At 40.5% G+C, this 22669-nt stretch carries 20 protein-coding genes; 6 read left to right on the top strand and 14 right to left on the bottom strand.

Annotated features, from left to right (window positions below):
- Position 1 precedes the first annotated feature (1 nt).
- Positions 2-3019 (bottom strand): AAA family ATPase, encoded by a 3018-nt coding sequence (locus EHQ58_RS00440; RefSeq protein ID WP_135621368.1) that lies wholly within the window; start codon positions 3017-3019, stop codon positions 2-4.
- Positions 3020-3102: 83 nt separating this feature from the next.
- Between EHQ58_RS00440 and EHQ58_RS00435 the strand changes: the two genes are divergently transcribed.
- Genes EHQ58_RS00435 through pdxH form a run of 3 tightly spaced genes read left to right on the top strand, consistent with a single transcriptional unit; the run spans position 3103 to position 5666 of the window.
- Entirely contained in the window at positions 3103-4194 is a 1092-nt protein-coding gene (locus EHQ58_RS00435) for a pyridoxal phosphate-dependent aminotransferase (RefSeq protein ID WP_210412764.1), read from the top strand.
- A gap of 19 nt (positions 4195-4213) precedes the next feature.
- Complete coding sequence (locus EHQ58_RS00430) at positions 4214-5035, top strand: prepilin peptidase (RefSeq protein ID WP_135621367.1); 822 nt, start codon at positions 4214-4216, stop codon at positions 5033-5035.
- Positions 5025-5666, top strand: a complete 642-nt coding sequence (gene pdxH / locus EHQ58_RS00425; protein ID WP_135621366.1) for a pyridoxamine 5'-phosphate oxidase — start codon at positions 5025-5027, stop codon at positions 5664-5666. Before EHQ58_RS00430 ends, pdxH begins: the two co-directional genes overlap by 11 nt.
- Before the next feature lie 18 nt (positions 5667-5684).
- Here pdxH and EHQ58_RS00420 read toward each other — a convergent pair whose 3' ends face one another.
- Entirely contained in the window at positions 5685-6890 is a 1206-nt protein-coding gene (locus EHQ58_RS00420) for a bifunctional 3,4-dihydroxy-2-butanone-4-phosphate synthase/GTP cyclohydrolase II (RefSeq protein WP_135621365.1), read from the bottom strand.
- A 118-nt stretch (positions 6891-7008) separates the two neighbouring features.
- Between EHQ58_RS00420 and EHQ58_RS00415 the strand changes: the two genes are divergently transcribed.
- On the top strand, positions 7009-7383 hold the full coding sequence (locus EHQ58_RS00415) for an STAS domain-containing protein (protein WP_135621364.1): 375 nt from the start codon (positions 7009-7011) through the stop codon (positions 7381-7383).
- Here the strand turns inward: EHQ58_RS00415 and EHQ58_RS00410 are convergent.
- Positions 7366-7977, bottom strand: a complete 612-nt coding sequence (locus tag EHQ58_RS00410; protein ID WP_135621363.1) for a riboflavin synthase — start codon at positions 7975-7977, stop codon at positions 7366-7368. The two genes, EHQ58_RS00415 and EHQ58_RS00410, sit on opposite strands and share 18 nt — an antisense overlap.
- Before the next feature lie 126 nt (positions 7978-8103).
- On the opposite strand from EHQ58_RS00410, the gene EHQ58_RS00405 reads away from it, so the two are divergent.
- A complete protein-coding gene (locus EHQ58_RS00405; protein ID WP_246046992.1) occupies positions 8104-8994 on the top strand; it encodes an alpha/beta fold hydrolase in 891 nt (296 codons plus the stop codon).
- A 36-nt stretch (positions 8995-9030) separates the two neighbouring features.
- Positions 9031-9660 (top strand): Crp/Fnr family transcriptional regulator, encoded by a 630-nt coding sequence (locus EHQ58_RS00400; RefSeq protein ID WP_342776189.1) that lies wholly within the window; start codon positions 9031-9033, stop codon positions 9658-9660.
- On the opposite strand, the gene ribD is transcribed toward EHQ58_RS00400, so the two are convergent.
- The 11 genes from ribD to EHQ58_RS00345 are packed head-to-tail and all read right to left on the bottom strand — an operon-like array spanning position 9657 to position 22665.
- The gene (gene ribD, locus EHQ58_RS00395; protein ID WP_135621362.1) at positions 9657-10934 is read right to left on the bottom strand and encodes a bifunctional diaminohydroxyphosphoribosylaminopyrimidine deaminase/5-amino-6-(5-phosphoribosylamino)uracil reductase RibD; all 1278 of its coding nucleotides are present in this window, start codon (positions 10932-10934) and stop codon (positions 9657-9659) included. The genes EHQ58_RS00400 and ribD overlap by 4 nt on opposite strands.
- 5 nt (positions 10935-10939) lie before the next feature.
- Positions 10940-11881 carry a protein translocase subunit SecF gene (gene secF, locus EHQ58_RS00390; RefSeq protein WP_135621361.1) on the bottom strand — a complete coding sequence of 314 codons (942 nt, stop codon included), beginning with the start codon at positions 11879-11881 and terminating at the stop codon, positions 10940-10942.
- Entirely contained in the window at positions 11874-13808 is a 1935-nt protein-coding gene (gene secD, locus EHQ58_RS00385; protein WP_135621360.1) for a protein translocase subunit SecD, read from the bottom strand. The genes secF and secD overlap by 8 nt, the downstream gene beginning before the upstream one ends.
- A gap of 21 nt (positions 13809-13829) precedes the next feature.
- On the bottom strand, positions 13830-14456 hold the full coding sequence (locus tag EHQ58_RS00380) for an SRP-less Sec system protein (RefSeq protein WP_135621359.1): 627 nt from the start codon (positions 14454-14456) through the stop codon (positions 13830-13832).
- Positions 14457-14459: 3 nt separating this feature from the next.
- Entirely contained in the window at positions 14460-14792 is a 333-nt protein-coding gene (gene yajC / locus EHQ58_RS00375; protein WP_135621358.1) for a preprotein translocase subunit YajC, read from the bottom strand.
- A gap of 6 nt (positions 14793-14798) precedes the next feature.
- Complete coding sequence (gene trpD, locus EHQ58_RS00370; protein ID WP_135621357.1) at positions 14799-15845, bottom strand: anthranilate phosphoribosyltransferase; 1047 nt, start codon at positions 15843-15845, stop codon at positions 14799-14801.
- The gene (gene pgsA / locus EHQ58_RS00365; protein WP_135621356.1) at positions 15826-16572 is read right to left on the bottom strand and encodes a CDP-diacylglycerol--glycerol-3-phosphate 3-phosphatidyltransferase; all 747 of its coding nucleotides are present in this window, start codon (positions 16570-16572) and stop codon (positions 15826-15828) included. The genes trpD and pgsA overlap by 20 nt, the downstream gene beginning before the upstream one ends.
- A gap of 2 nt (positions 16573-16574) precedes the next feature.
- On the bottom strand, positions 16575-17918 hold the full coding sequence (locus tag EHQ58_RS00360; protein WP_135621355.1) for a MiaB/RimO family radical SAM methylthiotransferase: 1344 nt from the start codon (positions 17916-17918) through the stop codon (positions 16575-16577).
- The gene (locus tag EHQ58_RS00355) at positions 17919-19013 is read right to left on the bottom strand and encodes a helix-turn-helix domain-containing protein (protein ID WP_135621354.1); all 1095 of its coding nucleotides are present in this window, start codon (positions 19011-19013) and stop codon (positions 17919-17921) included.
- 21 nt (positions 19014-19034) lie between these two features.
- On the bottom strand, positions 19035-19748 hold the full coding sequence (locus EHQ58_RS00350) for a LolA family protein (RefSeq protein ID WP_135621353.1): 714 nt from the start codon (positions 19746-19748) through the stop codon (positions 19035-19037).
- 40 nt (positions 19749-19788) lie between these two features.
- A complete protein-coding gene (locus tag EHQ58_RS00345) occupies positions 19789-22665 on the bottom strand; it encodes a DNA translocase FtsK 4TM domain-containing protein (protein ID WP_135621352.1) in 2877 nt (958 codons plus the stop codon).
- Positions 22666-22669: the final 4 nt, after the last annotated feature.

The raw sequence follows: 22669 nt of genomic DNA, 5'->3' as shown, positions 1-22669 counted from the left end.
TTTATGTTCTGAGAGAGTGATGTACTTGGATGAGTCTTGCGATTTCGGTCCCGATCAGATTAGGCATCGAGAAAAAATTATCTGCGGTGATCTGAATGGAATCTGTAAAAAGGTGCTCCGCAATATAGCGGGAACCAAGACCTACCCCTAAAAATACATAGTTTTTTTCCTGGTTTTTAAGTACAGCTTCTTTCAATTTTCGATTCTCAAAAGAACCAATTTCATTCTCTATTTTCTCTTTTGCCCTTTGGCCTCGGAAATCAGAGAGGATCACGACGATGCGTGTTTGTGCGTCAGGAGAGAAATATTTTTCACAATTGAGTAGAAGCTGGTGCTCTGGAACCGAGTCTCCATGCCAATTTTTACAAAGATTGGTGAAAATCTCTTCTTCTTTCTCTTCGGTATAATCTTCTTCAGCTTTTTTGAGATTAAAAATATCAATCGTGTCTTTGGAATTCTTGATATCACAAAATGTGTTAACACTCGTCGCAATGTCATATTCATTTAAGACATGTAAGCTTACAAGAAGAGCACTCAACATCGCTACTGAATACTCAAAATTAAAAATCCGCCTACACTTACTCAAAAGGAAGGTAACTTCGACACCTTTTAATTTTTCATCATTCTTTTGGATCGTGGTTTTATCGAAGATCTTTGTGTCGCCCCGTCCGCTTTTATAAGAAATATACTTTCTCGCGTCCACACGCGAACCTTCGTTTCGGTACATGCGATGGATGTCGATCTCTGGATCAAAAAGTTGCTCTAGATTTAACTCCACCTCTTCCAATTCTTTTCCAAAAACTTTTTTAAACTCGTCAAGTCCTACCATAATGGAGTAGTCCCAGAGTAACCTTCGCTTCTTTAAAAATTGTTTGTATAATTCTTCGGTGCGGTATCCCCAAGCACCACCACCGGCACCAGGCTCACCTTGTCCCTGGTTCCCTTGCGTATCTTGACCATACCAGGCATCGGCTCCTTCTTTGATTTGGCCGCCAGTTTCTGGGGTATCGATTTCAATGCCACGTTTTAATTCATTGCCTGAATTTAACTTTCGCGCTTCACCTGTTAGGGGATCCCGTTTGTGAAGTTCAGGATCCCACCACTGCTTTTTTTCAAGACTAGACTCTACCGTAAAAGTTTTTTTTTTCTCTTCGATTTCCTCAAAGAGTTCAGAAAAAACTTCAACACCCGAGAGATAGCCATCTAACAATCTTTCCACTTCTGCTCTTTCCTTGGGATCGGAAATTTGATTGGTATAATAAATGGTGCCGCCTCGAAATGCTACACCCCGAACATCTTTTTCATTATAACGATAAATATGGTTCTTCCATTTTAAGAGATTGGATATGCCAAATCGGTAAGGTTGTAAATTGGCCGACCCAATGGTTCTTTTTTCTGCAAGTTCTTTTGCCTTCAAATGGAAGCGTGCAATGGCTCTGGGAAGAACCCCCTCTGGTAAAAAGAAAGTGATGAGCTCTTCAATCACTTTTGAATCTTCGAGCTCTGGAAATAGGATCGGGGTGAACCGATTGCGAAAGGCTCTGGAAATGGTGGTTACCGATTTGGAAGTACGAAAGGTTTTGAGTCCAAAGACGATGGAGGTATCCTTGAGAGTAATCGGAATGGATTCACCTGATTCCGGTGGAAGAGCAAGAGACCTAGCATCATCAGTGAGCATGTTCATCTTCTCTACAAGCTCCGCACCTGCTGACTCTAGCCCCGAAATAAGGATGATTTGACCATTTCGAATCGCTCTCGTGAGAGGACCATCCACCCAATTCACACTTGCGACTTCTCCTTCCTGTATGGGTTTGAGTGCGCCAACAACATCTGAGGTATGCATGCCTTTTGATAGCATCACTGACTCAATCGGCACACCCGTAAGTTCGGTGAATAAGGGTAAAAACTCCTGAGGGTCCTGGTCTTCTCTAAACTCAACGAGTATATTTTCTCTGTTGTGAACAGCAGTGAGTATCTGGTCTAGAAATTGTAAAATTGGTTCTGGGGTCGGAAATTTAGAAAGTATGTTAACTGTTTTTTTCTCATCAAAGGTTTTGATTTCTTTATCATTCCAAAAGATATTTCCACCCTGCACATATCCCTTTGTTGAACGAGTCTTGATCATCCCACCAAACTCTGATTCGATGAGAGTTTGCTGCAATGCCCGATCTTCCGCCTTGCGAAATGGTTCTTGAAAAAGATACATAGCTTCCCTTATCGCAACAACCTGCTCGTCTTTTCCATAGTTGAGGATACGATTGCAATACTTTTGAAGTGTCCTTAAGTTGAAGTGGTATTTTTCTAAGTCACCTTTTCCAATCTCTCCGCGTTTGATTCGATTTTCCGATTCGATGGTCACACGAATCACTTTACGAATCGTATCCTCAGGAAGATCTTTATAGAGTTTCTTTAAAATAAAAAACATCTCATCTGGCGAATACGGATCTACGTAAACAACTGCGAAATGTTTGGTGATATCAAAAGGAAGTGGCTTACGCCCTTCAAATCCTTCGCTCGGATTTTGTGTACCAATAAACCAAAAACCCGTTTTACCGGAGATACGCTCCCCACTCCCTTCTAGAAGGTCTAAGTAGTTTGATTCATAGACGCTTGAAAATCGTTTGATGATATTAGGAGCGCAGAGATTCATCTCATCTGCTACAAAACTAAACCCAGAACCAAGGGCATTTGTTAGCGGCCCATTGGACCAGGTGAAACCTTTGCCATCGAGTAGGATACGGTAGGAACCAATCAAATCTTCAGGAAGTGTGTCCTCGTTAAAACTGAACCGAAGTGTGGGTTGGTTTCTTTTGGCATTGATATAATAGATCAAAGCATTTTTACCTACACCTGCATCTCCTACCAAGAGGACAGGTATTCCCTCGAGCATAGGATACAATATTTTCTGCAGAGTTGACTTTACAGAGTCGGTTTCGACGAGACTCGACGGGAAGACAGGAAAAGAGGACTTGTTCGGTAGAACAGGAACTTTGACGGACGCAATCGTAACAAATTCCATATTGCATTCAGCTTTCCTGTCTTTTCTCTCTGTGTAAACCAAATTCTATTGACCTAAGTAGCCTAGATTTTTCCAATCATAGTATGGAATTTGCAATGAGAATGAATGGGATTGATTCGTCCCCTATCAGAAAGGCCTTTGAACTCGCACGCAGTATTGAAGACCCGATCAATCTATCAATCGGCCAACCCCATTTTCCCTGTCCAGCTAACATTGTGGAAGCCATTTGTAAGGCAGCAAAGGATGGAAAGACCGCCTATACTCTTACAGGTGGTATCCCCGAATTAAAGGAGGCCATGACTGAAAAGTACAAATCTCAGAATCAGATAGGTTATGCCCACCCAGATCGAATGCTCGTTACCTCTGGAATATCCTCCGCCTTATTTTTGCTTTTCAATGCCCTAGTAAATCCAGACGATGAATGCCTAATCGTCTCACCATATTTTCTGATGTATCCTGCGATGTTAAAGTTTTACGGCGCCAAGCTATTGACAGTTGATGAATCGTTTCAGGCAAAGGATTTAGAGAGTTTTAAGAACAAAAAAATCAAACTCATCATCTTTTCCAATCCTTCCAATCCTACAGGTAAGGTACTTTCTAAGGATCAGCTGAGAGCGCTTGCCAACTTAGCCGAATCCACGGGTGCCTATTTGATTTCTGACGAAATTTACGAGCTCTTTGATTATGACCAGGCGTTCTATTCGATAGGAGCAGAATACGAAAAAACGATCACACTCACGGGGTTTTCCAAAACATACAACATGACAGGACTTAGGTTAGCGACGATCCTGGCTTCATCAGAAGTGATTAAAGCCCTTACGACTTTGCAGCAATACACGGTTGTTTGTGCTCCCTCCATCACACAATGGGCAGGGATTGAAGCCTTAAAAACTGATATGACTAGTTACATCCAAGACTATCGAGAAAAAAGAGACTTCGTTTATGAGTCTTTAAAAAATCATTATGAGATCGCAAAATCAGGAGGAGCCTTTTACTTCTTTTTTAGAGTCAATGGTACGGATGAAGATTTTGTAAAACGAGCTGTCGAGAAAAAGCTCATCCTTGTTCCGGGGTATATTTTCACAGAGAGCCATAATTACATACGCTTATCCTTTGCAACAGAATGGGATACACTCAGGAGAGGGATGTTGGCTCTAAAGGAACTGGCGTCCTGATCTATATCCACTCCAGCTAATGGATGCTATATTTTACATTTTGCTTTTTGTATTTGGAAGCTCTTTGGGTAGCTTTTACGTAACGACTGCAGAACGCATTTTGACCTATTTTTATGGGAAAAAGCGAAAGACAGGAGACTGGAAAACCCGTCTTGTATCTATCGCTACCATTCCCAGCCATTGCCAATCCTGTGGGGCAAAGATAAGTTCTTTTTACCTACTTCCCGTTTTTGGTTTCTTTTTTTCTAAGGGTCGGTGCCGACATTGCCATACGAAATTGGGGATTCATTATCCACTTTCTGAATTTCTATTTGGACTTGTTACCTCTCTCTCTTTCTATGCTACGGATTCTCTTTTGTTCTCTATCTCCACTACCTTTCTATTAGGTCATCTAGTTATATCCATTTTCACTGATGCCACATATTTTTCGTTAGACTATGAAAATTTGCCCTTTATCCTTTTTTTTGGAACCATAGCAAATTTTGCCTTATTTGGAGCATTGCCCGGACTTACAGAATTGTATGTATTTTTGGGATTTGGGTTTTTCTATGTTCTCATTTATTTTGTCGTGAAACAAGGTATGGGACTCGGTGATGTTTTTTTTGCACCAGTATTTGCCTTTCTGGCAGGACATCCTTTTTGGATTCTCTTTTTGAATACGTCCTATACACTCGCTATCGTTGTGACTTTCTTAACTAGAAAAAAGGGAGAGAGTCTACGAGGAAAGATGATCCCGATGGGAGTTTACTTCTCCATCGCATTATTTTTTACGTATTTAGCGAAGGTCATGTATTACTATCTTGGATTGGAAGGATTTTTGGAGGACGATTATGAATCATGATATGACAGAAATGAGAAAATCATATGAGAAATATACATTGAGTGAAGAGGATGCGGGACTAGACCCGATCTTATTTTTTCAAAAATGGTTTTCGCAGGCAAAAGAGGAAAAAGCAGAGGAACCAAACGCCATGGTTTTATCCACAGTTAGCCAAGAAGGCCAACCATCCTCCCGAGTTGTCCTTTTGAAGGAAATTGCACAAGGAGAGTTTGTCTTTTACACGAACTACGATTCGAGAAAAGGAAAGGAGATGGCCCATAATCCAAAGGTTGCCCTCACATTCTTTTGGCACCACCAAGAACGACAAATTAGAATCGAAGGCACAGTCAAAAAGGTCTCCAAAGAAACTTCCCTGCTCTATTTTGATAAAAGACCCAGAGTATCACAGTTAGGTGCTCTGGCCTCACACCAAAGTCGCGTGGTTCCTGATCGTCTCTATCTCGAAACCATACTTGCAAAGTTAGAGAAGGACCTAGACGGGAGACCTGTTCCCATGCCTGAGGCTTGGGGAGGGTATTCAGTAAACCCTAGCCTGATCGAGTTCTGGCAAGGCAGGAGGGGACGGCTGCATGACAGATTGGAGTTTCTAAAGACAAATGAGGGCTGGAAAAGACAAAGGCTTAGTCCATAGACTAAGCATGTTTTTCTTTTAATGTAAATTAAGCAGATGGCCTAGTTTTGTTTTTTTAGTATTCAAATAACGAGCATTACCTGCAACAGGAACAATCTCTATTGGTACCCGGTCCGTGACGTGTAAATTATATCCTTCAAGTCCAACAATTTTTCTTGGGTTGTTAGTGATGAGTTTCATTTTATTTACCCCAATATCACGAAGGATCTGGGCACCTATGCCGTAATCTCTTAAATCTGGTGCGAAACCAAGCTTTTCATTGGCCTCCACCGTATCAAGTCCGCCCTCTTGCAGATTATAAGCTTTTAACTTATTGATGATGCCGATGCCTCTCCCCTCTTGGCGCATGTATAATAGAACTCCGCTACCCTCGTTTTCTATCATCTTTAAGGCACTGTGAAGTTGGGAACCACAGTCACATCTTTGAGAAAAGAAAACGTCCCCTGTTAAACATTCACTATGGACACGTACAAGAACTGGTACATTGGTGTCTACGTTTCCCTTAACAAGGGCAATGTGAATCTTATCATCTATTTGCGTCGAGTAAGCCCTGATCTTAAAATCTCCATACTCGGTTGGCAAGTTTGCCTCCACTTCAAGATGAATTAATTTTTCTTCTGTTTGGCGGTATCGAATTAAATCCTCGATTGTATAAATATTTAAATTATGAGTTTTTGCAAATTTTTCTAAATCTGGAAGTCGAGCCATCGTTCCATCATCATTTAATATCTCGCAGATGACTCCACTTGGGTAAAGTCCAGCCAATTTTGCAAGATCAACAGCCGCTTCCGTATGCCCTGCCCTTCTTAAGACCCCTCCTGCGACTGCCTGTAACGGAAACATATGTCCGGGTCTGGCCAAATCGGACGGAACCGATTTCTCATCTAACAAAACTTGTACGGTTTTAGCTCGGTCAAAGGCAGAAATACCCGTTGTTGCGCCTTCTTTGGCATCAACAGAGACAGTAAAAGCCGTGCCATGTTTGTCTCCGACGGAGATATCATCGACCATCTTGCCGAGTCCTAGCTTTCGCAACCTTTCTGCTTGCATGGGAACACAAATCAAGCCCCGACCAAAGGTGGCCATAAAATTGATCATATCTTTATCGGCAAACTCAGATGCGACGAGTAAATCGCCTTCATTTTCTCGATCCTCTGAATCTACGAGGATGATCATTTTACCCTGACGAATTTCTTCAATGGCTTCTTGGATGGGACGGATCATATTTTCCCCTATATATACTAAGACTGTAAATTGCGTCTCGATTTAAAGTAGAATCCTGAAGAAATTCATTGATTTTTTGATTCGAATTGGAGTATTATTGTCAAATTAGAGAGGGGCCATGGAATTAAAGTTAAATACGTTAGGTAAAGTGAAGACTATAGAGATTTCTGGCAAATTCGACATAGAATCTACGGAAGAATTTGAATCTATCTTTGCAAAAGTCATTGAGCCCAATCCCTCGATTGTCGCAATTGATATGGGCAAACTTGACTACATTGATTCCTCGGGCATTGGTTCCCTGATCAAAAGTTTAAACCTTTTAAAAAGCAAAAAAGGAAAACTGATCCTTTTCGGAATGAAACCAATGATCCAGAATGTTTTTAAACTAGCAAAACTAGATATGTTTTTTGAAATCTTAAATCCATCTGATTTTCACTCAAAGTATGCCAATGAAGATGATTCTGATATTGATGATTTACTTCGAAAATCTTAATTCTAAAAAGTTTTCGATGTACTTTGCTAAAACATCGACCTCCAAATTAACGAGTTTGTCTTTTGCCCAATGCTTAGCATTTGTTTTTTGAATGGTTTCCGGAATGAGTATCAATTGAAAGGCACCCTCTCGTACATCCACCACAGTTAAACTGACGCCATCCACTGTTACGCTACCTTTTTTCACAAAATATTTACGTAACTCCTCAGGTGCAACGATCCAAAATTCCTCTACCTTGTTTTCCTCTATCTCTTTTCTAGAAAGTACTTGTCCCATGCCATCCACATGACCTTGGACGATATGTCCGCCGTATCTCTGACCGACTGCCATTGCGCGTTCTAAATTTACCTCATCCCCTTCTGTAAGACGAGAAAGATTCGTTAGTTCCAAAGATTTAAAGGAAGTATAAAAAGAAAATAGATTGCCGCCGTTTTCTAGTTTGGTGGCAGTCATACAAGCACCGTTGATGGCAACGGAATCCCCAATTTTTAAATCCGGATTTTCCCACTCTGTGATGATTTGAAATTCAATTCCAGAATCGATCGGGTGAATCTGGATGACTTTTCCCTTGCCTTCGATAATACCAGTAAACATAGAATTCCATTCTATTTAAAATATAGAATTCGTCAATGAATCTATCTTATCCTATGTTAAGCAAGTTTCACGCATCGCTATTTCTAGTCGTATTGACATTTCGAAAACCGAAAGCAAACTCTCTCTATGAAAATGATCTACCTTTGTTTCCTACTTTGTACAGTGACAGTCTCTTGCAGCAGTACATCTCCAAAAAATCCTCTAGAAACGGAAGAAGAGCCTTCCGATTACTTTGAAAGTTCATTTGGAAAAATTGCTTATTACACAAAAGGAAAGGGACCCAAACTCATACTACTCCATGCGGCAGGGCATGACCATCGCGATTTTGATGCCATTTTACCAGCTCTTATCTCTAAGTACCAAGTAATAAGCTTGGATTGGCCAGGACATGGCAAATCAGAATGGTCTTCTAGTGAGGAAATTTCTGCTGTATTTTTCCCGACTCTACTCAGAGAGTTCTTAGAAAAAAAAGCACCTGAGGGATCCATACTGATGGGGAATTCTATTGGAGGTTATGCGAGCCTTAAACTTGCCTTGGAACAACCGAATCTCGTAAAAGGGCTGATTTTAGTAGATACAGGCGGGATGAATGAATTGGACATCTCTTCTAAGGCATTTATCAAACTAAAATCTAACATATGGTTTACTTCCATGATCTGGAATTTTTTTCCGAAATTCTATACGAAAATAGAGAATGTGCATACAAATCAGATGTTAGATCGTATCAAAAAGGCAAAGTTAGAACCCAAGGCTGTCGAAACAAATGCATCGTTATGGAAAAGTTTTTTAGATGAGAACTATAACCTTCGAAACTTCGTTTCTCAGATCTCACAGCCTACTTTGATCGTCTGGGGAAAGAATGATCCGGTCATCTATCCAAAGTTTGGGAGAGATTTGCATGATAAAATTTCGGATTCAGAATTTGAACTTTTGGATACAGGACATATACCATTTGCAGAAGATCCAGAAAGGTTCCTTCAAATCTTATTCGGGTTTTTATCAAAACGAAATCTTTAGGTTGACTGAAGGATTTTCTTTTTCATTTTCATATGTGTGTTTCTCACCCTTAATCCACTCGATGATTCAAAGATGGAACGTATCTACCAAGCTATATGTCAAGTTTCTCCCATTCCAAAAGATGTTTGGGAGAAACTTCCGGTTCCGTTTTTTAATCTTCTGGAACTGAAAGCAGGTCACTACTTTCTTAAGGAAGGAAAACCAGCAACTCATTTCGGATTTGTAATCCTGGGTGTGTTAAAAGAATCTTATCTGACAAAAAAAGGGGACGAATACATCAAATCATTTAACTTTCAAGGAGATTTTACAGGTTCCTACTATGATTTGTTGCGTGGAGATCCTTCGACATGCTCGATACGTGCGATTCAGAACTCAGTTCTCGCCATTGCTAATTTTAATGATTTTCAGGTCCTTTTCGATAAGAATCTTCATTGGCAGAGATTAGGAAGGAGGATAGCAGAAAATCTATTTATCAAAAAAGCCAGACGTGAATATGAATTACTCACCTTAACTGCAGAAGAAAGATACAAAAATTTATTAGCGTCGAGACCGAAGATCGAAGACGAACTTTCGCAAATTCATATTTCCTCATACCTAGGCATCACACCTGTTTCCTTGAGTCGATTAAAAAGGAAAACTAAAAACAATCAATTGATTAAAACTTAAGATTTCATTTCAATCTGCCAGAGATCAGAACCTACTTGGTAGTGTGCCTGTTTTTCAAAATGACCCAGTCCTAAAAACTTTTTACCATGTTTCATTTCCATTTCACTTTGGATGGTCAAGATACAATCGTTAGTATCAAGATTTTCTTTTACTAAGTTCCATAAAAAAGAGCCCGCTTCTAAAATCACAGTATTGATACCATGACTGACTAGATCCTTAAAAAAAACATCACTCTTCATATCCAAAATTTTTACCAAAGGAAAGTCAGTCAGATTTGATAACTCTCGTAAGGTGTCCGAGGAAAAAACATTTGCATTGTCCTTGGAAGTCAAAATATAAAAGAGACAAAGCTTTTTATCATATTTTTCATTCAACTCTTGTTGTTTTTTTAAAAACTCTAAGCCAATTTCCATCCCTTCTTTCAAAATGAAAACACGCCAAGGTTGGTAAGTAGATATTTTCGATAGATGCTCAGAATACGTATCCAAAGTCGATTCAGCAAAAAGAGTGTCTAATAGCTGTTCGCCTGGAGAAAAAAAATCGACCACATTTCCAAAATCTATCTTTGTTACATCGCCTTTCGTTTCAAAATCACTCTCATCCAAACGAAAATTTAATCCTGGTTGATCCACTTGCACTGTATTCGGACCAACGACGATAGCGTCAAATTTTGCTCTGAGCATCTGCAGATAAAACTGGCTCGCTTTGCTGCTGATCGACACAGCCATATTTCCTTCAGGAGCATAATATCCGTCACTTGTAATGGCAGATTTTATCCATACCCAAGGACGTTCTTTTTTAATTCTCTGAAAAAAACCTTGAAGGAAAGGAAGTGCGCCTTGTGCAAGTAAAGGATGCAATTTGATTTCGATGTTCTGATTTCGATACGGATCCCAACCACCAGAGTCTACTAAGGGATTCGGATCTTTCCACCCAAGTATGACCTGTTTGGGTGCGCGTTCTAACACCAAATCTCGGCAGGGAGGGGTTTTCCCCGTATGAGTACATGGTTCTAGGCTAACGTAAATATGATGCTTTCGGCTCTGATCCGTAAGAAAATCACGATGATCGGATAGATTTAAATCTAACTTTCGATAGGCATCTCGTTCTGCATGATCCGAACCAGCCGCTTGTGTATTCCCGTAGGAGAGGATATTGCCATCATCATCTGTAATAATGGCAGCAACAGGTGGATTTGGCGAAGTCCTTCCCATGGCAAGGAAGGAGAGGGATTTTATCTTTTCAACAATACTTTTAAATTTTCTTAAATCCACATACGTTATGCGAGCTTTCTCTTCCTACGAAATTGGTCATAGATTTCAGAGATCGGAGCCGCTATGAAAATCGAAGAATAGGTTCCAATGACAACACCGAAAATAAGCACGATTGCGAAGTCGTAGAGCTCAACAGCCCCACCGACCAAAATTGCGACCACCGAAATTAAAGTCGTAAGTGAAGTGTTGATGGTTCTACCAAGTGTTTGTGCAATGGAAACATTTATGATATTGGACAAGGAAAGATTGTCCTTCCCATGGGAGTTCTCACGAATGCGATCAAAAACTACAATCTTATCATTGATGGAGTAACCGAGAAGAGTAAGAAGAGCTGCGATGATAGGAACAGAGGGTTTGATCTGAAAAAATCCGATCATTGCCAATGTAAAAAGTATATCATGAACGAGGGCAATGGCAGAGGCCAAAGCGAACTTAAACTGAGACCGATAACTCAAATAGAGGAGTATGATTCCAAGTGTTGTGAGAAGCAGAGTGATGCCAGTAGACATTAACTCACCGCCAACAACCGCACCTACTTGGTCTGCTGAAAGAATTTTTTCCTTAGGCAATTGAAATTCTTTTCTAAGCGTGATGACAAACTTATCAATAGATGAGGTGCCAGGCTCGCGCTCAGCTGCCGGAATCTTCAGATAGAGTTCTTCAATTTTTCCAATGGAACCAAGACCAATATCCATTTGGAATATGTTTTTCTCTTTTTCCAGAAGAATGACTACTGCTTCAATATCCGACTTCTTAAAAAATGTTTCTAGATCAGCCCTAGATTTTCCTAGCGGCAATTCTACGACAGCTCTCAAGCCTCCATCGAAATCTAAGGAATGTGCAAAGCCACCAAACTTGGTATATGTGATCACAAATCCAAGAAGGATTGTCAAAAAAGATACAGAAAGAGTAATACTTTTATATTTCGTATAGTTGAGATTAAACATGAGTCACTTCCGTTTTTCCAAAAAAGAATGGGCGCAAATTCAAATGACGAACTCCGACTCGATTTACCAGTAGTTCAACAAACATACGCGATAAGAAAAGTGAAGTAAAGAGTGTGGTCACGATTCCCCAACAAAGAGTGATCGCAAATCCTTTGATAGGTCCATTGCCCAATCGTATCATCAAGATACCAGCAATCAGTGTCGTTAAGTTAGCATCCATGATCGTCCAAAAAGCATTTTCAAAACCTTGAGTCACAGCAATGGAAAGCGGCCTACCCACTTCAATTTCCTCACGTATTCGTTCATAAATAATGACATTTGCATCCACTGCCATACCTACCGTCAGAATGACCCCTGCAAATCCAGGAAGAGTGAGCGTAAAATCCATGAGTGTGAGTAGCGCGGCAAGGATGATGATATTTGCGAGTAAGGAAATATCTGCAACGAGTCCGCCTAACCTATAATATAGAATCATATATAACATCACTAAAAAGAAACCAATGACTACGGCACGAATACCAACTTCTATTGATTCGATTCCGAGAGTTGGTCCGATAAATCTCATTTCCAAGACGGACAAAGGAATGGGTAATGCGCCTTCCGAAATTACATTCGCTAAACGAATCGCTTCTTCTTGGCTAAAACTTCCGGAAATCTCTGCTCGTCCACCTGCGATCGGTTCATTGATCACAGGATTGGATACGACTTTGTCTCCCCAAACGATGGATAAATTGCGACCTCGATTTTGCGAGGTAAGATCAAAGAATTTTTCAGCTCCGTTTGGCGTTAACGTAAAGCTTACCATCCATCCATAACTGTTAGAATTAAAAGAAGGCTGAGCATTTGTCATGTCATTGCCGGAGAGAGAAATCTTTCGTTCGAGTACGGTGAAGCTTCGCGGAAGGAGAGCCGATTTGGTCGATTCACCCCTTCTCCAGTAAGCAAAAATCTTATACTCTGGAGGGATATTGTACTTCTTTTCAAGAGATTCAATGAACGCATCTTGGGCTTTTTTACCGAGTTTGTTTTTTACGATCTCTTGGAATTTGAAAATATCAGTTTCTTCACGTTTTCCGAGCTCCATCCATTTCCGCTCGCTTTCTTCGATACGAGAACGCAGGGCATAAGGACTTGGTTCTTCAATGCGATATTCAACCGTTTCTGTATTTTGTAATATTTCCAAAATGGCAGCTGAGTTAGTGACACCTGGGAGGGATACTTCAATGGCATCTTGCTCTTTTTGAATCCGAACTTGTGGCTCAGTTAGATTTTGACTCGTGAGACGATTATCAATAATCATCTTCGCTTTTTCCAACTCCACAAGTTTTCGCATTGGCGATAATTCAAAATTTGAGTTTATTTCCGCTAAACGTTCGTTCGCTTTTTTCTTTTCGTCTTCACTCTTTTTTGCATCGAGAAGGATTGCATTTTGATCAGCAATCTCTCTGGCATAAATATCTCTTAGTTTTTTTGCGTAATCATCAAAGTCACCTTTTAAGACAACTCGCATTCCGCCTTGCAAATCGAGACCAAGTTTGATGGAAAGGGATTTCCCACCCTTAATCATGTCTTCAATCATTGTAGGCTCAAGTTTGTTTTTTGATTCCCAAACTAGTCCCTGGTTCTCCTGTGAGATTTGATTTATTTTTGCAGATGTAATGAAACGACCGCGTATTTTATAAACAGGCATTTCTTTAGGTGGTAAACCTGAGTTTGGTTCAATGGTCCATTGGGATGTCAAACCGTAATCTCTTTGCCAACGGTCAAAAAAATCCTTGGTCAATTTTTCCTGGGTTTCTGGTGCTAAATTATATACTTCTGGCAGAACGGCCAGATTAAGGGTTCTATCCGCAAAATTTGGATAGAGAATGGTAAAGGATACAGCTATAATAAATGCTGGGATTAAAAGTAAACTAAACGATCGCAAAACAAATGCTCCTGGGTTAAATTATCTTCTGTACGGTCTACTACTTGAACTTGGCTTTGCCATTCGCAATCGATAGAAAGCAAATAGGATAATAATTCCAAGGATCATCATAGCTTTTTTGTATTTATCAAAAAATTCGGAAAAACTGAACAAAGGTTTGCTGGCAGTGGTTAACTGGGTTCCACCTTTCGAATCATCTATGTTTGGCGTCTTTCCAAAAGAAAGATCGGAACCAAAACCAGGCAGACCGTCTGGTTCGACACTCACTTCTGCATCCACCCAAAGACCGTTCATCACAATTTCCTCTTCTTTCTTTACGGGTTCAGAAATAACAGGAAGAGATTTGAGTTCTGAGGAAATGGGATTTTGGATTTGAGTTGTGTTCGAATTGATATTTGTAGTCGGGGAAATCGGATCAGAAATTTGAGTATTGCTCAAATTTTTTTTCTTTTTAGATTTTTTCTTCTTTGATGTAACAGTCGCGACAGCCGTTTTCTTATTCGTCGTGACTGGCTCTTCTTTTACCTTAACAGGTGTTGTCGTTTTAGGTTTTTCATTTACTTTATCTAAAAAATCTAAATTTTCCTGAGCCCATAACTGTCCTAAAGAAAAAGCAAAAAGGAATAGTATGGGGATTAATTTCTTCATGCCTTAAGCTTTCTTTTTAACGATGGCACTAGTTTCAAAAGTAACGTTTGTATTGGCACTGATGCTAATAACAACCGTTTCATTATTGTCTTTAAATTCTACGATTTTTCCGTGAAGTCCGCTACTTGTCACTATGTTATCACCCTTTTGCAGACCAGCGATCATCTCTTTGCGCTTTTTATCTTCTTTTTTATTTGGAAGAATCACAAGGAAGTACATTGCCACAAGCATGATCGGAATGATCAAAAGTGACTGAAGAGAAGAGCGAGTGCTATCAGCAGCGGCATCTTCCGCGAGAAAAGGAAATTGGATGAGGGTGTCTATCAATGTGTACATAACTATCTATTTATCCAAAGATGAAACTACTTGGCTTAAATTCAATGTTTCCCTGACAAATTCTAAAACTTTTTTCGATATGAGTGCCGACTTTGCCAACTCAAATCCGGCGGAGATTGTTTCTGCCTTGCCCATGACAAAAAGAGCCGCACCAGCATTTAAAGCCACTAAATCCGTGCCTGAAGTCCCTTGTCCCCCTAAAACCTCTTTAAAATGTCGCAAGGAATCCTCTTTGGATTTCGAAAATACCTCATCTTCTTTCAGTGGGAAAAGTCCAGTGATCGTTTTTGGATCAAATACAAGGTGGTGGGTCTCTTTTCCGTCAAAATAGGCATAATCCGTTGGCGCAAAAATCGAAAATTCATCGAGACCATCCCGAGAATGGCAGGCAATGGCCTTCTTTGTTCCGAGCTTGGATAGAACACTCGTAACAACGGGTAGAAGGCTTTTTTCATACACGCCCACAACTTGGTGTGTTGGGTGAAAGGGATTCGAAAGTGGACCGATCAAATTAAAAAATGTCCGAAAACCCAATTCCCGACGCACTGGTCCCGCATATTTCATGGATGGATGCCAGCTTTGTGCAAAAAGAAAAACAAAACCTTTTTCTGTGAATTCGGTAGTCAGGATTTCTTTCGGTCTATCCATATCATAACCGATTGTTTGCAATATATCAGACGATCCTGAGAGAGATGAAACTGACCGATTTCCATGTTTAGCAACCTTAACACCTAGCGAAGCCAAGGTGAAGGCAGAAAGAGTGGAAACATTAAACGATCCCTTTCCATCTCCTCCTGTCCCACATGTATCTATAAAATCGAAATCAAAATTTACATTTGGCTTTTCTGCGTTTTCTCGCATCGCCTGAACAAAACCAGTAAGTTCTGATTCCGTTTCCCCTTTCATTTTCAATGCGGTCAGGAATGCTGCTAAGGTGACCTCAGAAACATTTCCCTTCATCACTTCGTTTAAAAAGTGATAGGCGCCATCGGTAGAAAGATCCTGTTTCGCAAGAATTTGACCCAGGAGCTCTTTATTTTTTGATTCGATCATAAAAAATCCTTTTTAGATTCGAGTAACTGAGGAGGGAATAATTCGTAAATATGTATCGTAAGCCTGAGATCACAGTGATGATGGTTGTTAATAGCATACCATAGTATGGAACAAAAGCAGCGGCAAGTGTGATGAGCTCGGAAGTATCAGGTTTTACATCTGCTTGCATCGTGTAGTAAAAACTTTTTGCATTTTCTCTGGCGATCTCAAAGGTTGAAAGGCCTGCCGTCTTTCCTAGAGCATACATCTCATTGATCATATTTTTCCGTTTGCCCGAAACTAACATAAATACAACGAGGATTACTAGGATAGCCCCCATCTGAAATGCAGTTTTTACCTTTCCCATCATGGTCGTATGAAGAGAAGTGCCAGATCTCACGGCAATATAACGTAAAAATGTTATGAGCATGTCCCGCCCAACAATGAGTATGACCATCCAAACTTCGATCGGTTCATGAATGAATAAAAAGGCCACAAAACAGCCGATTACTAAAAATTTATCTGCGAGGGGATCGAGAAATTTTCCAAATTCTGTTTGTTGGTTCCATTTTCTCGCTAGATAGCCATCAATGAGATCTGTTAAAGAGGCGAGCGCAAAAAGAACAAAAGCAAAAACTTGGAATTCAATCTCCTTTTGAAACAGGGAGAATACAAAAAAAGGGAGAGCTAGAACCCTAAGTACCGTGAGAAAATTTGGTAAATTTGCGATTGTTTTCCAGTCTTCCATGTTTAGATCCAGGAACCTGTCATATCTAATTCATAAAAACTATCTACTCTCACTTTTCCCGTTTGTCCTACCTTTAAATTCGCATCTTCCACAAAGACCACCTCATCAATCTCAGGAGCATCTTGCAATCTTCTCACCATCGATCCATCTTCAATGACTTCGTCCACGATCGCATCATAGACTTTGCCAATACGGGATTGATGGATCTCTTTTAAGGTTTCTAGGTAAACATCTCTAACTAAATTAACACGTTTGGATATTTCTTTGTCTTTTAATTTCCCTGGAAGATCAAAACCTTTGGTTCCCTCTTGTGGGGAATACGGAAAAAGATTTACCTTTTCTGGTTTTACTTCTTGGATGAATCGAATGATTTCATCTACATCTGCGGCTGTTTCACCTGGAAATCCGAGGATAAAGGAGGTTCTAATTTCGAGTCCTGGCTTCACTGCCCTCGCCTTTTCAAAAAGGGATTTAAAATAAGAGTATTCTCCTGTTCGGTTCATGGCTTTTAAAACATCTTTTGAAACGTGCTGCAGAGGAGATTCTAAATATGGTGCAATGTGTCCGATTTTTCCATATAGATCGAGCAACTTTTCTGTTTTTTTATCCGGATATAAATACAAGAGGCGAAGGATTTCTAGTCCTTTCACTTCAGCAACGGATTGAATCAAATCCAATAATTTATCGGTGTCTTTTCCATAAAAGACCGTATCCTGCGAAACGAGACAGATTTCTTTTGCACCGGCCGCGATTGCTTTTTTCGTTTCAACCAAAACAGATTCCTCGGAGGAATCTTTGAATTTTCCGCGTAAGTTTGGTATGATGCAAAAGCTGCACCCTCGATTGCAGCCATCTGAAATTTTTACGTAAGAATATGGTTTAGAATAGTTTTCAATGACGGAGGAAAGTGTAAGTCTTTCTAGCAAATCCTCATTGAACTCCTTGGCCTCTTTGAAATCGAGAGGGAAAGACTTCCTCAGGATTTCGCCCGCTTTGTCGTATTTTCCGGTTCCAAAGTGTAAATCGACTTCAGGTAAATCATCTGAAATTTCTTTACCTGCGCGTTCTGCAAAGCATCCAACAACAACTAATCGTTGTTTACTTTTTTTTTTCAAATCTATGGAATCTAAAATGGTTTGAATGGTTTCTTTTGTGGCATCCTGAATGAACGTACAAGTATTGATTAAATGGAAATCACTTGCCTCTGGACCTGCAGCTGGGAGCAGTCCCTCTTTCAAAAGAGACTGGTGCATGCTCATCGAATCGACTGTATTTTTAGGACAACCAAGTGTCGTTATAAAAAACGACTTTGGTAAGGTATCCTCTGTCGTACTCACTTTTGGCACCTATTCTCCTAGCTCACCGATGATCGATTGAGTGGAATCATAAGGATTTTGTTTTCGGATAAAAATCTTTTTTACGAGCTTACCTGGCTTTCCAAGAACAGTTCTTTCTTTTCCATTCTGCACCATTTCGACAGCTCCGCCATCACCGACCTTCATCTCTAGTCGGTCCCGTGCTTCGAGATGTTTCACTTCCCCTGCAGAAACGAGTCCTCGCTCACCCATCTGTCCATCAATGACAAATTCTACATAACTTGGCTTTGAGAAAAATAGAGTCACCTGGATAGGTACATCGCCTACTGGTTTTGACGCGACCCCTTCCCTTTCCTCTTTTAATGTGACTAAAACCTTTGCAGATTTTTCTGTCACTGCCTGGGTTACAACGCGGATATCTCGCCTAAGGCTAGATAGCTCCTGGATTCGATAAGAGAGAATCGTTTCTTCGCCCTCTGCTGATTGAAAAAAATATACATTCTTTTCTGGGAAAATGTTGAATCCTAAGTTCGCTTTACCGCCCGAAACGCCCTTAATGAACATTTTGCACTGTTGGTTATTTACACTAAAAGACACACCTCTGTCTTCGGTAAGGATGAACGGAACACTTGCATTTTCTGGTACGCTTTGCGAAACAAAATTGATCCCTGATGGAATTTCCGAAGAGGAAACATCAGAGGAGTTTGAAATTTCTGTGGAGTCCTCTTCTGCGGAGGATGGCCCCGAGTCTTCGAAACTCAAGTAAATGATATAAGCTGAAACAGCGAACAAAGCAATCGAAATGATCGTGATAAACTTATTGCGATCCAAACTGAAACTCGACATCGTCGGTCTTGTTAATTCTTCGAGTGGAGCTTGAGATTCTTCAATTTGCTCTCCTCGATAAAGATTTAATAGCATTGCCGAATCGAGTTTTAAGTAACTAGCATAGTTTTTTAAAAACCCGAGAGCAAAGGTCTCTGCAGGAAACTGGGAATAATCTTCCGTTTCAAGAGCGATGATATATTTTGCAGCAATGTTCGTTTCTTTTGCGACATCTTTAACCGAAAGTTTTTTATCTTCTCTCGATTCTTTTAGGATTTGTCCGACTCTTTTTGTATTCAAAATGTTTCCTCTTAACAGGGATTAGTTCTCAGAAACTAACGGATTGTTTACGATCTTCGCATTTCCACTCATGTGAAAATTGAAAACTCCATCTTGTATCTCTTCTTCAAAATTAATATTACTAAACGCGATCGTTGTCTCTTTGCCACGTCCATCTGTCGCAATCGCACGCTTGATGAGATAGGATTCTGAATCGACAAACAGTTTCATTTTCTCATACCCGCCAATTTTCTCTCTCTGGTCCAATTCAAGAACAAAGTATTTAGTCGGATCTTTATCTATAACAAGTCTTGGTTGTTCAATGGCATCAAATTTATAATGGTACTTTCTAAAAAGCCGAGAGAGTCCATCCGCACTATTTGTACCGAATATAGCACCCGAGGAGTTCTTTTTATCTAAGCTTAAGTCTTGTTTGCCTACGGCACCTAATCTTTTAATGAAAATGTAAAGAGTTTTGCCGTCTGAAACAATTTCATCACCATCTGGCTCAGAGAAATCGTAACGAATCTTGCCTGGTCTCTTATACAAACATTTGCCACGCATTGATTTTTCTTTTTTGTTATCTAGTGTGCGGATTTGAAAGTCCGCAGAGTAAGAATTGATCTCAGAGAATTTCTTTTTAATTTTTTTCACAACCTCGGAGGGAGAGTGCCAGTTGTGGACTGGGTTTGTTTGGCCATAAATTGTGCTTTGGAACACAAAAACCAAACAAACAAACCGAATAAGAGCTTTCATAGATTCCCAGTTTTTCAGAAAAGCCTACTTTGTCGATGATTTACGCTGAACGGAGAATTTCCCGGGGTTTGGCTCCAATCTGCGGAGAAACGTAACCTCGGGCTTCCATAAGCTCCATCAGCCTTGCGGCTTTGTTGTAACCAATGCGCATCCGCCTTTGCAGGTAACTCGCACTTGCCTTCTTCTCAGTCAGAACGATATTCCAAGCCTCGTCAAATAGATCGGCATCTTCATCCGTAAAGGCCTCGGCACTGCCTTCATCCTCCCAGTTCATTTCAACGTAGGAAGGGGATCCTTGGCGCTTGGCCTCCTCGACAATTGCCTCGATCTCTTTTTCCTCAATGAAAGGAGCCTGGATGCGCAGGAGGTCTGAAGTGACAGGAGACCGGTAAAGAAAGTCGCCCTTGCCCAGAAGGGATTCGGCCCCGTTGGTATCGAGTATGGTTCTCGAGTCCGTTTTTTGAGCCACCTTAAAGGCCACCCGTGCTGGACAATTTGCTTTGATGAGACCCGTAATTACATCTACCGACGGTCTTTGCGTTGCCATTACAAGATGGATTCCTACCGCTCGGGACTTTTGCGAAATTCTTGTGATTTGCTCCTCAATGTCTTTTCCAGAAACCATCATCAAATCCGCAAGCTCGTCTATGAAAATGACAATGTAAGGGAATTTCTCATAACCTTGCTTATGCGCATATTCATCGACCTTATCGTTATAACTCTTGAAATCTCTGCTCTTCAGCCTAGAGACAATTTGGTAGCGCGACTCCATTTCGTTGATGGCCCAAGTGAGTGCTTTCGTGGCCTTCCTCGGGTCTGTAATCACAGGCATCAGTAAATGAGGGATGTCTTCATAGAGTGTCATTTCTACCATTTTCGGATCGATCATGATAAACCGAACTTCCTGGGGAGACCGAGTGCAAATAAGACTAGTGATCATTGAGTTAAGACTCACCGACTTACCAGATCCTGTCGTTCCCGCGACAAGTAGATGTGGAAGTTTTGCTAGATCGATGTTGACAGTCTTTCCAGAAATATCTTTTCCAATGGAAATGGTTAGATCCTTTGCCTTATTTTGAAGCAATTGTTCTTTTAAGATTTCGGATAAAAATACATCCTCTCGATGCACATTCGGAACTTCAATTCCTATCGTCGACTTACCAGGAATAGGTGCGACAATTCTTACAGTCGTTACCTCGAGATGCCCTCGGATTTCATCAACAAGAGTTGTTATTTTATTATGTTTGACGCCATATGGAATGCGAAGCTCATAACGAGTGATAATAGGCCCTCTCTCTTTTGAAATCACTTTGACTTCTACGCCAAAATGGCCGATGATCTCTTCTATTTTTTTGATGACTGTCTCTACTTCGTATTCATTTTTCGCGCTAAACGCAAGTGTTGGTTTATGATCTGCGAGCAATTTATGGGAGATATAGTATTTCCCTTTTTTAAGTTTCACTTGAGGGACAGTGGAACCTGGAGAGTATTCCTCTTGCTCTTTAGGCTTTTCTGTTCGATTTCTGCTTTTGTTGATAGCAAATACGTTGGAAGCAGGTATTTCTAAAGACTCATCTTTCGAAAGAAGGAGGGAATCGGTTTTTACAGGATCAATTTCGGCATCTTCTTGTGTCTCTATTTCTTCGTCTTCTTCCAAGACATCGATTTCGAAGTTATCGTGATCAATTCCTCGAATCTCTACGACTTCTTCTTCCTCGTCCGCATCTTCTGGATCAGCGGCTTCATGCTCGTCTTCCTCTAGAACGACATCATCCTCTTCCAAGTCCAAGATTAAATCTTCATCATCCTCTTCATATTCCCCGCCGAGATCCGTATTCAAATCAAAATCTGAAAAGTCGACGATAGGTGAGGATTTTTTTAAGGCTGAATCCGCATTCACATTTGGCAAGAGATCTAGCAGACTTTCTCTAACAGAATTTTGTGTATCAGCCTCCTTCGCTGTGGACATGCCTCTAAAATCAACAACCTTCGCCTGATAGATGTTTACTGAGACGGGTTCTTTTCTTAATTTCATTTGCAGAGAGACCGACGCGGTATGGAAACGAAAGATGTTTCCCTTTTCCTCAAAAAATCCTTGGTATAGCGAAGTGTTTTTATACTTATATTTCGGGAGAGATTCCGCCGCTTTTTTCCTCGGCTTTTCAAAAGGAGTGGAATAGGAAATAGGACTTGCATCCGTTTTCTCCATTGCAGGCAAATTGGCGGGAAGCTCCCCTTCCGTACGTTTCTCAAACCAGCTTTTTGAAATCGGATTCTTATTTGGATCACCCGTTTCGTCGTTCCAAACTTTTTTTTCTGTGACCCAATCGTTCAGGAAATTTGGTAATTTCAGATGGGAAATATCACGTTTACCACCAAAGGCTTGGTAAATGAAACCAGCGGCATGGTTGAGTTTTCCCAAGGTGAATCCCCAAGAAGTATCATCTAACCAAATGATGGCGGAATAAATATAAAGGAAAAATACGACAATGACCCTACCCGTATCTCCAAAAAGATAACCTAACATCCAAGCAAAGAACTGACCGAAGACCCCACCACCATCACCGATTTTACCCATCGGCGTTTCTAGGATGTTGAGAGAAACACTTGTCGCAATGAGAAACAAAGGAAAAAATAAGGCCTTACCCAGGGCGTCAAAATCAACAGATTTGAAAGAGATGATACCGAGAAGGAGGGAGAATCCAGCTAGGAAAAAAGCTGACTTTCCTAAAAGATAAAAGAGGGTAAAGGACACATAATAACCAATGCGCCCAAACCAATTGGCTCCAGATCCATCCTCACTTTCCGTAAAGGAAAAGAGAGAAAGGAGCAGGAAAACTCCGATAAAAACGAGTAAATAGGGACTAAAATCTTGGCGGGCGAGTTTCCACCGAGGTATGGCTATATTTTGATCCATACCG

Source organism: Leptospira ognonensis (genome assembly GCF_004770745.1).
Taxonomy (GTDB): domain Bacteria; phylum Spirochaetota; class Leptospiria; order Leptospirales; family Leptospiraceae; genus Leptospira_A; species Leptospira_A ognonensis.
The sequence above is the reverse complement of the archived record's forward strand: the minus strand, read 5'-3'. Positions and strand labels throughout refer to the sequence as shown.

What these genes read in the sequence shown, in the direction of transcription:
- EHQ58_RS00345 (WP_135621352.1), bottom strand. Translation starts at nt 22,665, where the DNA reads ATGGATCAAAATATAGCCATACCTCGGTGGAAACTCGCCCGCCAAGAT.
- EHQ58_RS00420 (WP_135621365.1), bottom strand. Translation starts at nt 6,890, where the DNA reads ATGATCCGTCCCATCCAAGAAGCCATTGAAGAAATTCGTCAGGGTAAA.
- pgsA (WP_135621356.1), bottom strand. Translation starts at nt 16,572, where the DNA reads ATGGAAGACTGGAAAACAATCGCAAATTTACCAAATTTTCTCACGGTA.
- pdxH (WP_135621366.1), top strand. Translation starts at nt 5,025, where the DNA reads ATGAATCATGATATGACAGAAATGAGAAAATCATATGAGAAATATACA.
- EHQ58_RS00415 (WP_135621364.1), top strand. Translation starts at nt 7,009, where the DNA reads ATGGAATTAAAGTTAAATACGTTAGGTAAAGTGAAGACTATAGAGATT.
- EHQ58_RS00405 (WP_246046992.1), top strand. Translation starts at nt 8,104, where the DNA reads ATGAAAATGATCTACCTTTGTTTCCTACTTTGTACAGTGACAGTCTCT.
- trpD (WP_135621357.1), bottom strand. Translation starts at nt 15,845, where the DNA reads ATGATCGAATCAAAAAATAAAGAGCTCCTGGGTCAAATTCTTGCGAAA.
- EHQ58_RS00380 (WP_135621359.1), bottom strand. Translation starts at nt 14,456, where the DNA reads ATGAAGAAATTAATCCCCATACTATTCCTTTTTGCTTTTTCTTTAGGA.
- secF (WP_135621361.1), bottom strand. Translation starts at nt 11,881, where the DNA reads ATGTTTAATCTCAACTATACGAAATATAAAAGTATTACTCTTTCTGTA.
- EHQ58_RS00430 (WP_135621367.1), top strand. Translation starts at nt 4,214, where the DNA reads ATGGATGCTATATTTTACATTTTGCTTTTTGTATTTGGAAGCTCTTTG.
- EHQ58_RS00435 (WP_210412764.1), top strand. Translation starts at nt 3,103, where the DNA reads ATGGAATTTGCAATGAGAATGAATGGGATTGATTCGTCCCCTATCAGA.
- EHQ58_RS00410 (WP_135621363.1), bottom strand. Translation starts at nt 7,977, where the DNA reads ATGTTTACTGGTATTATCGAAGGCAAGGGAAAAGTCATCCAGATTCAC.
- EHQ58_RS00350 (WP_135621353.1), bottom strand. Translation starts at nt 19,748, where the DNA reads ATGAAAGCTCTTATTCGGTTTGTTTGTTTGGTTTTTGTGTTCCAAAGC.
- yajC (WP_135621358.1), bottom strand. Translation starts at nt 14,792, where the DNA reads ATGTACACATTGATAGACACCCTCATCCAATTTCCTTTTCTCGCGGAA.
- EHQ58_RS00440 (WP_135621368.1), bottom strand. Translation starts at nt 3,019, where the DNA reads ATGGAATTTGTTACGATTGCGTCCGTCAAAGTTCCTGTTCTACCGAAC.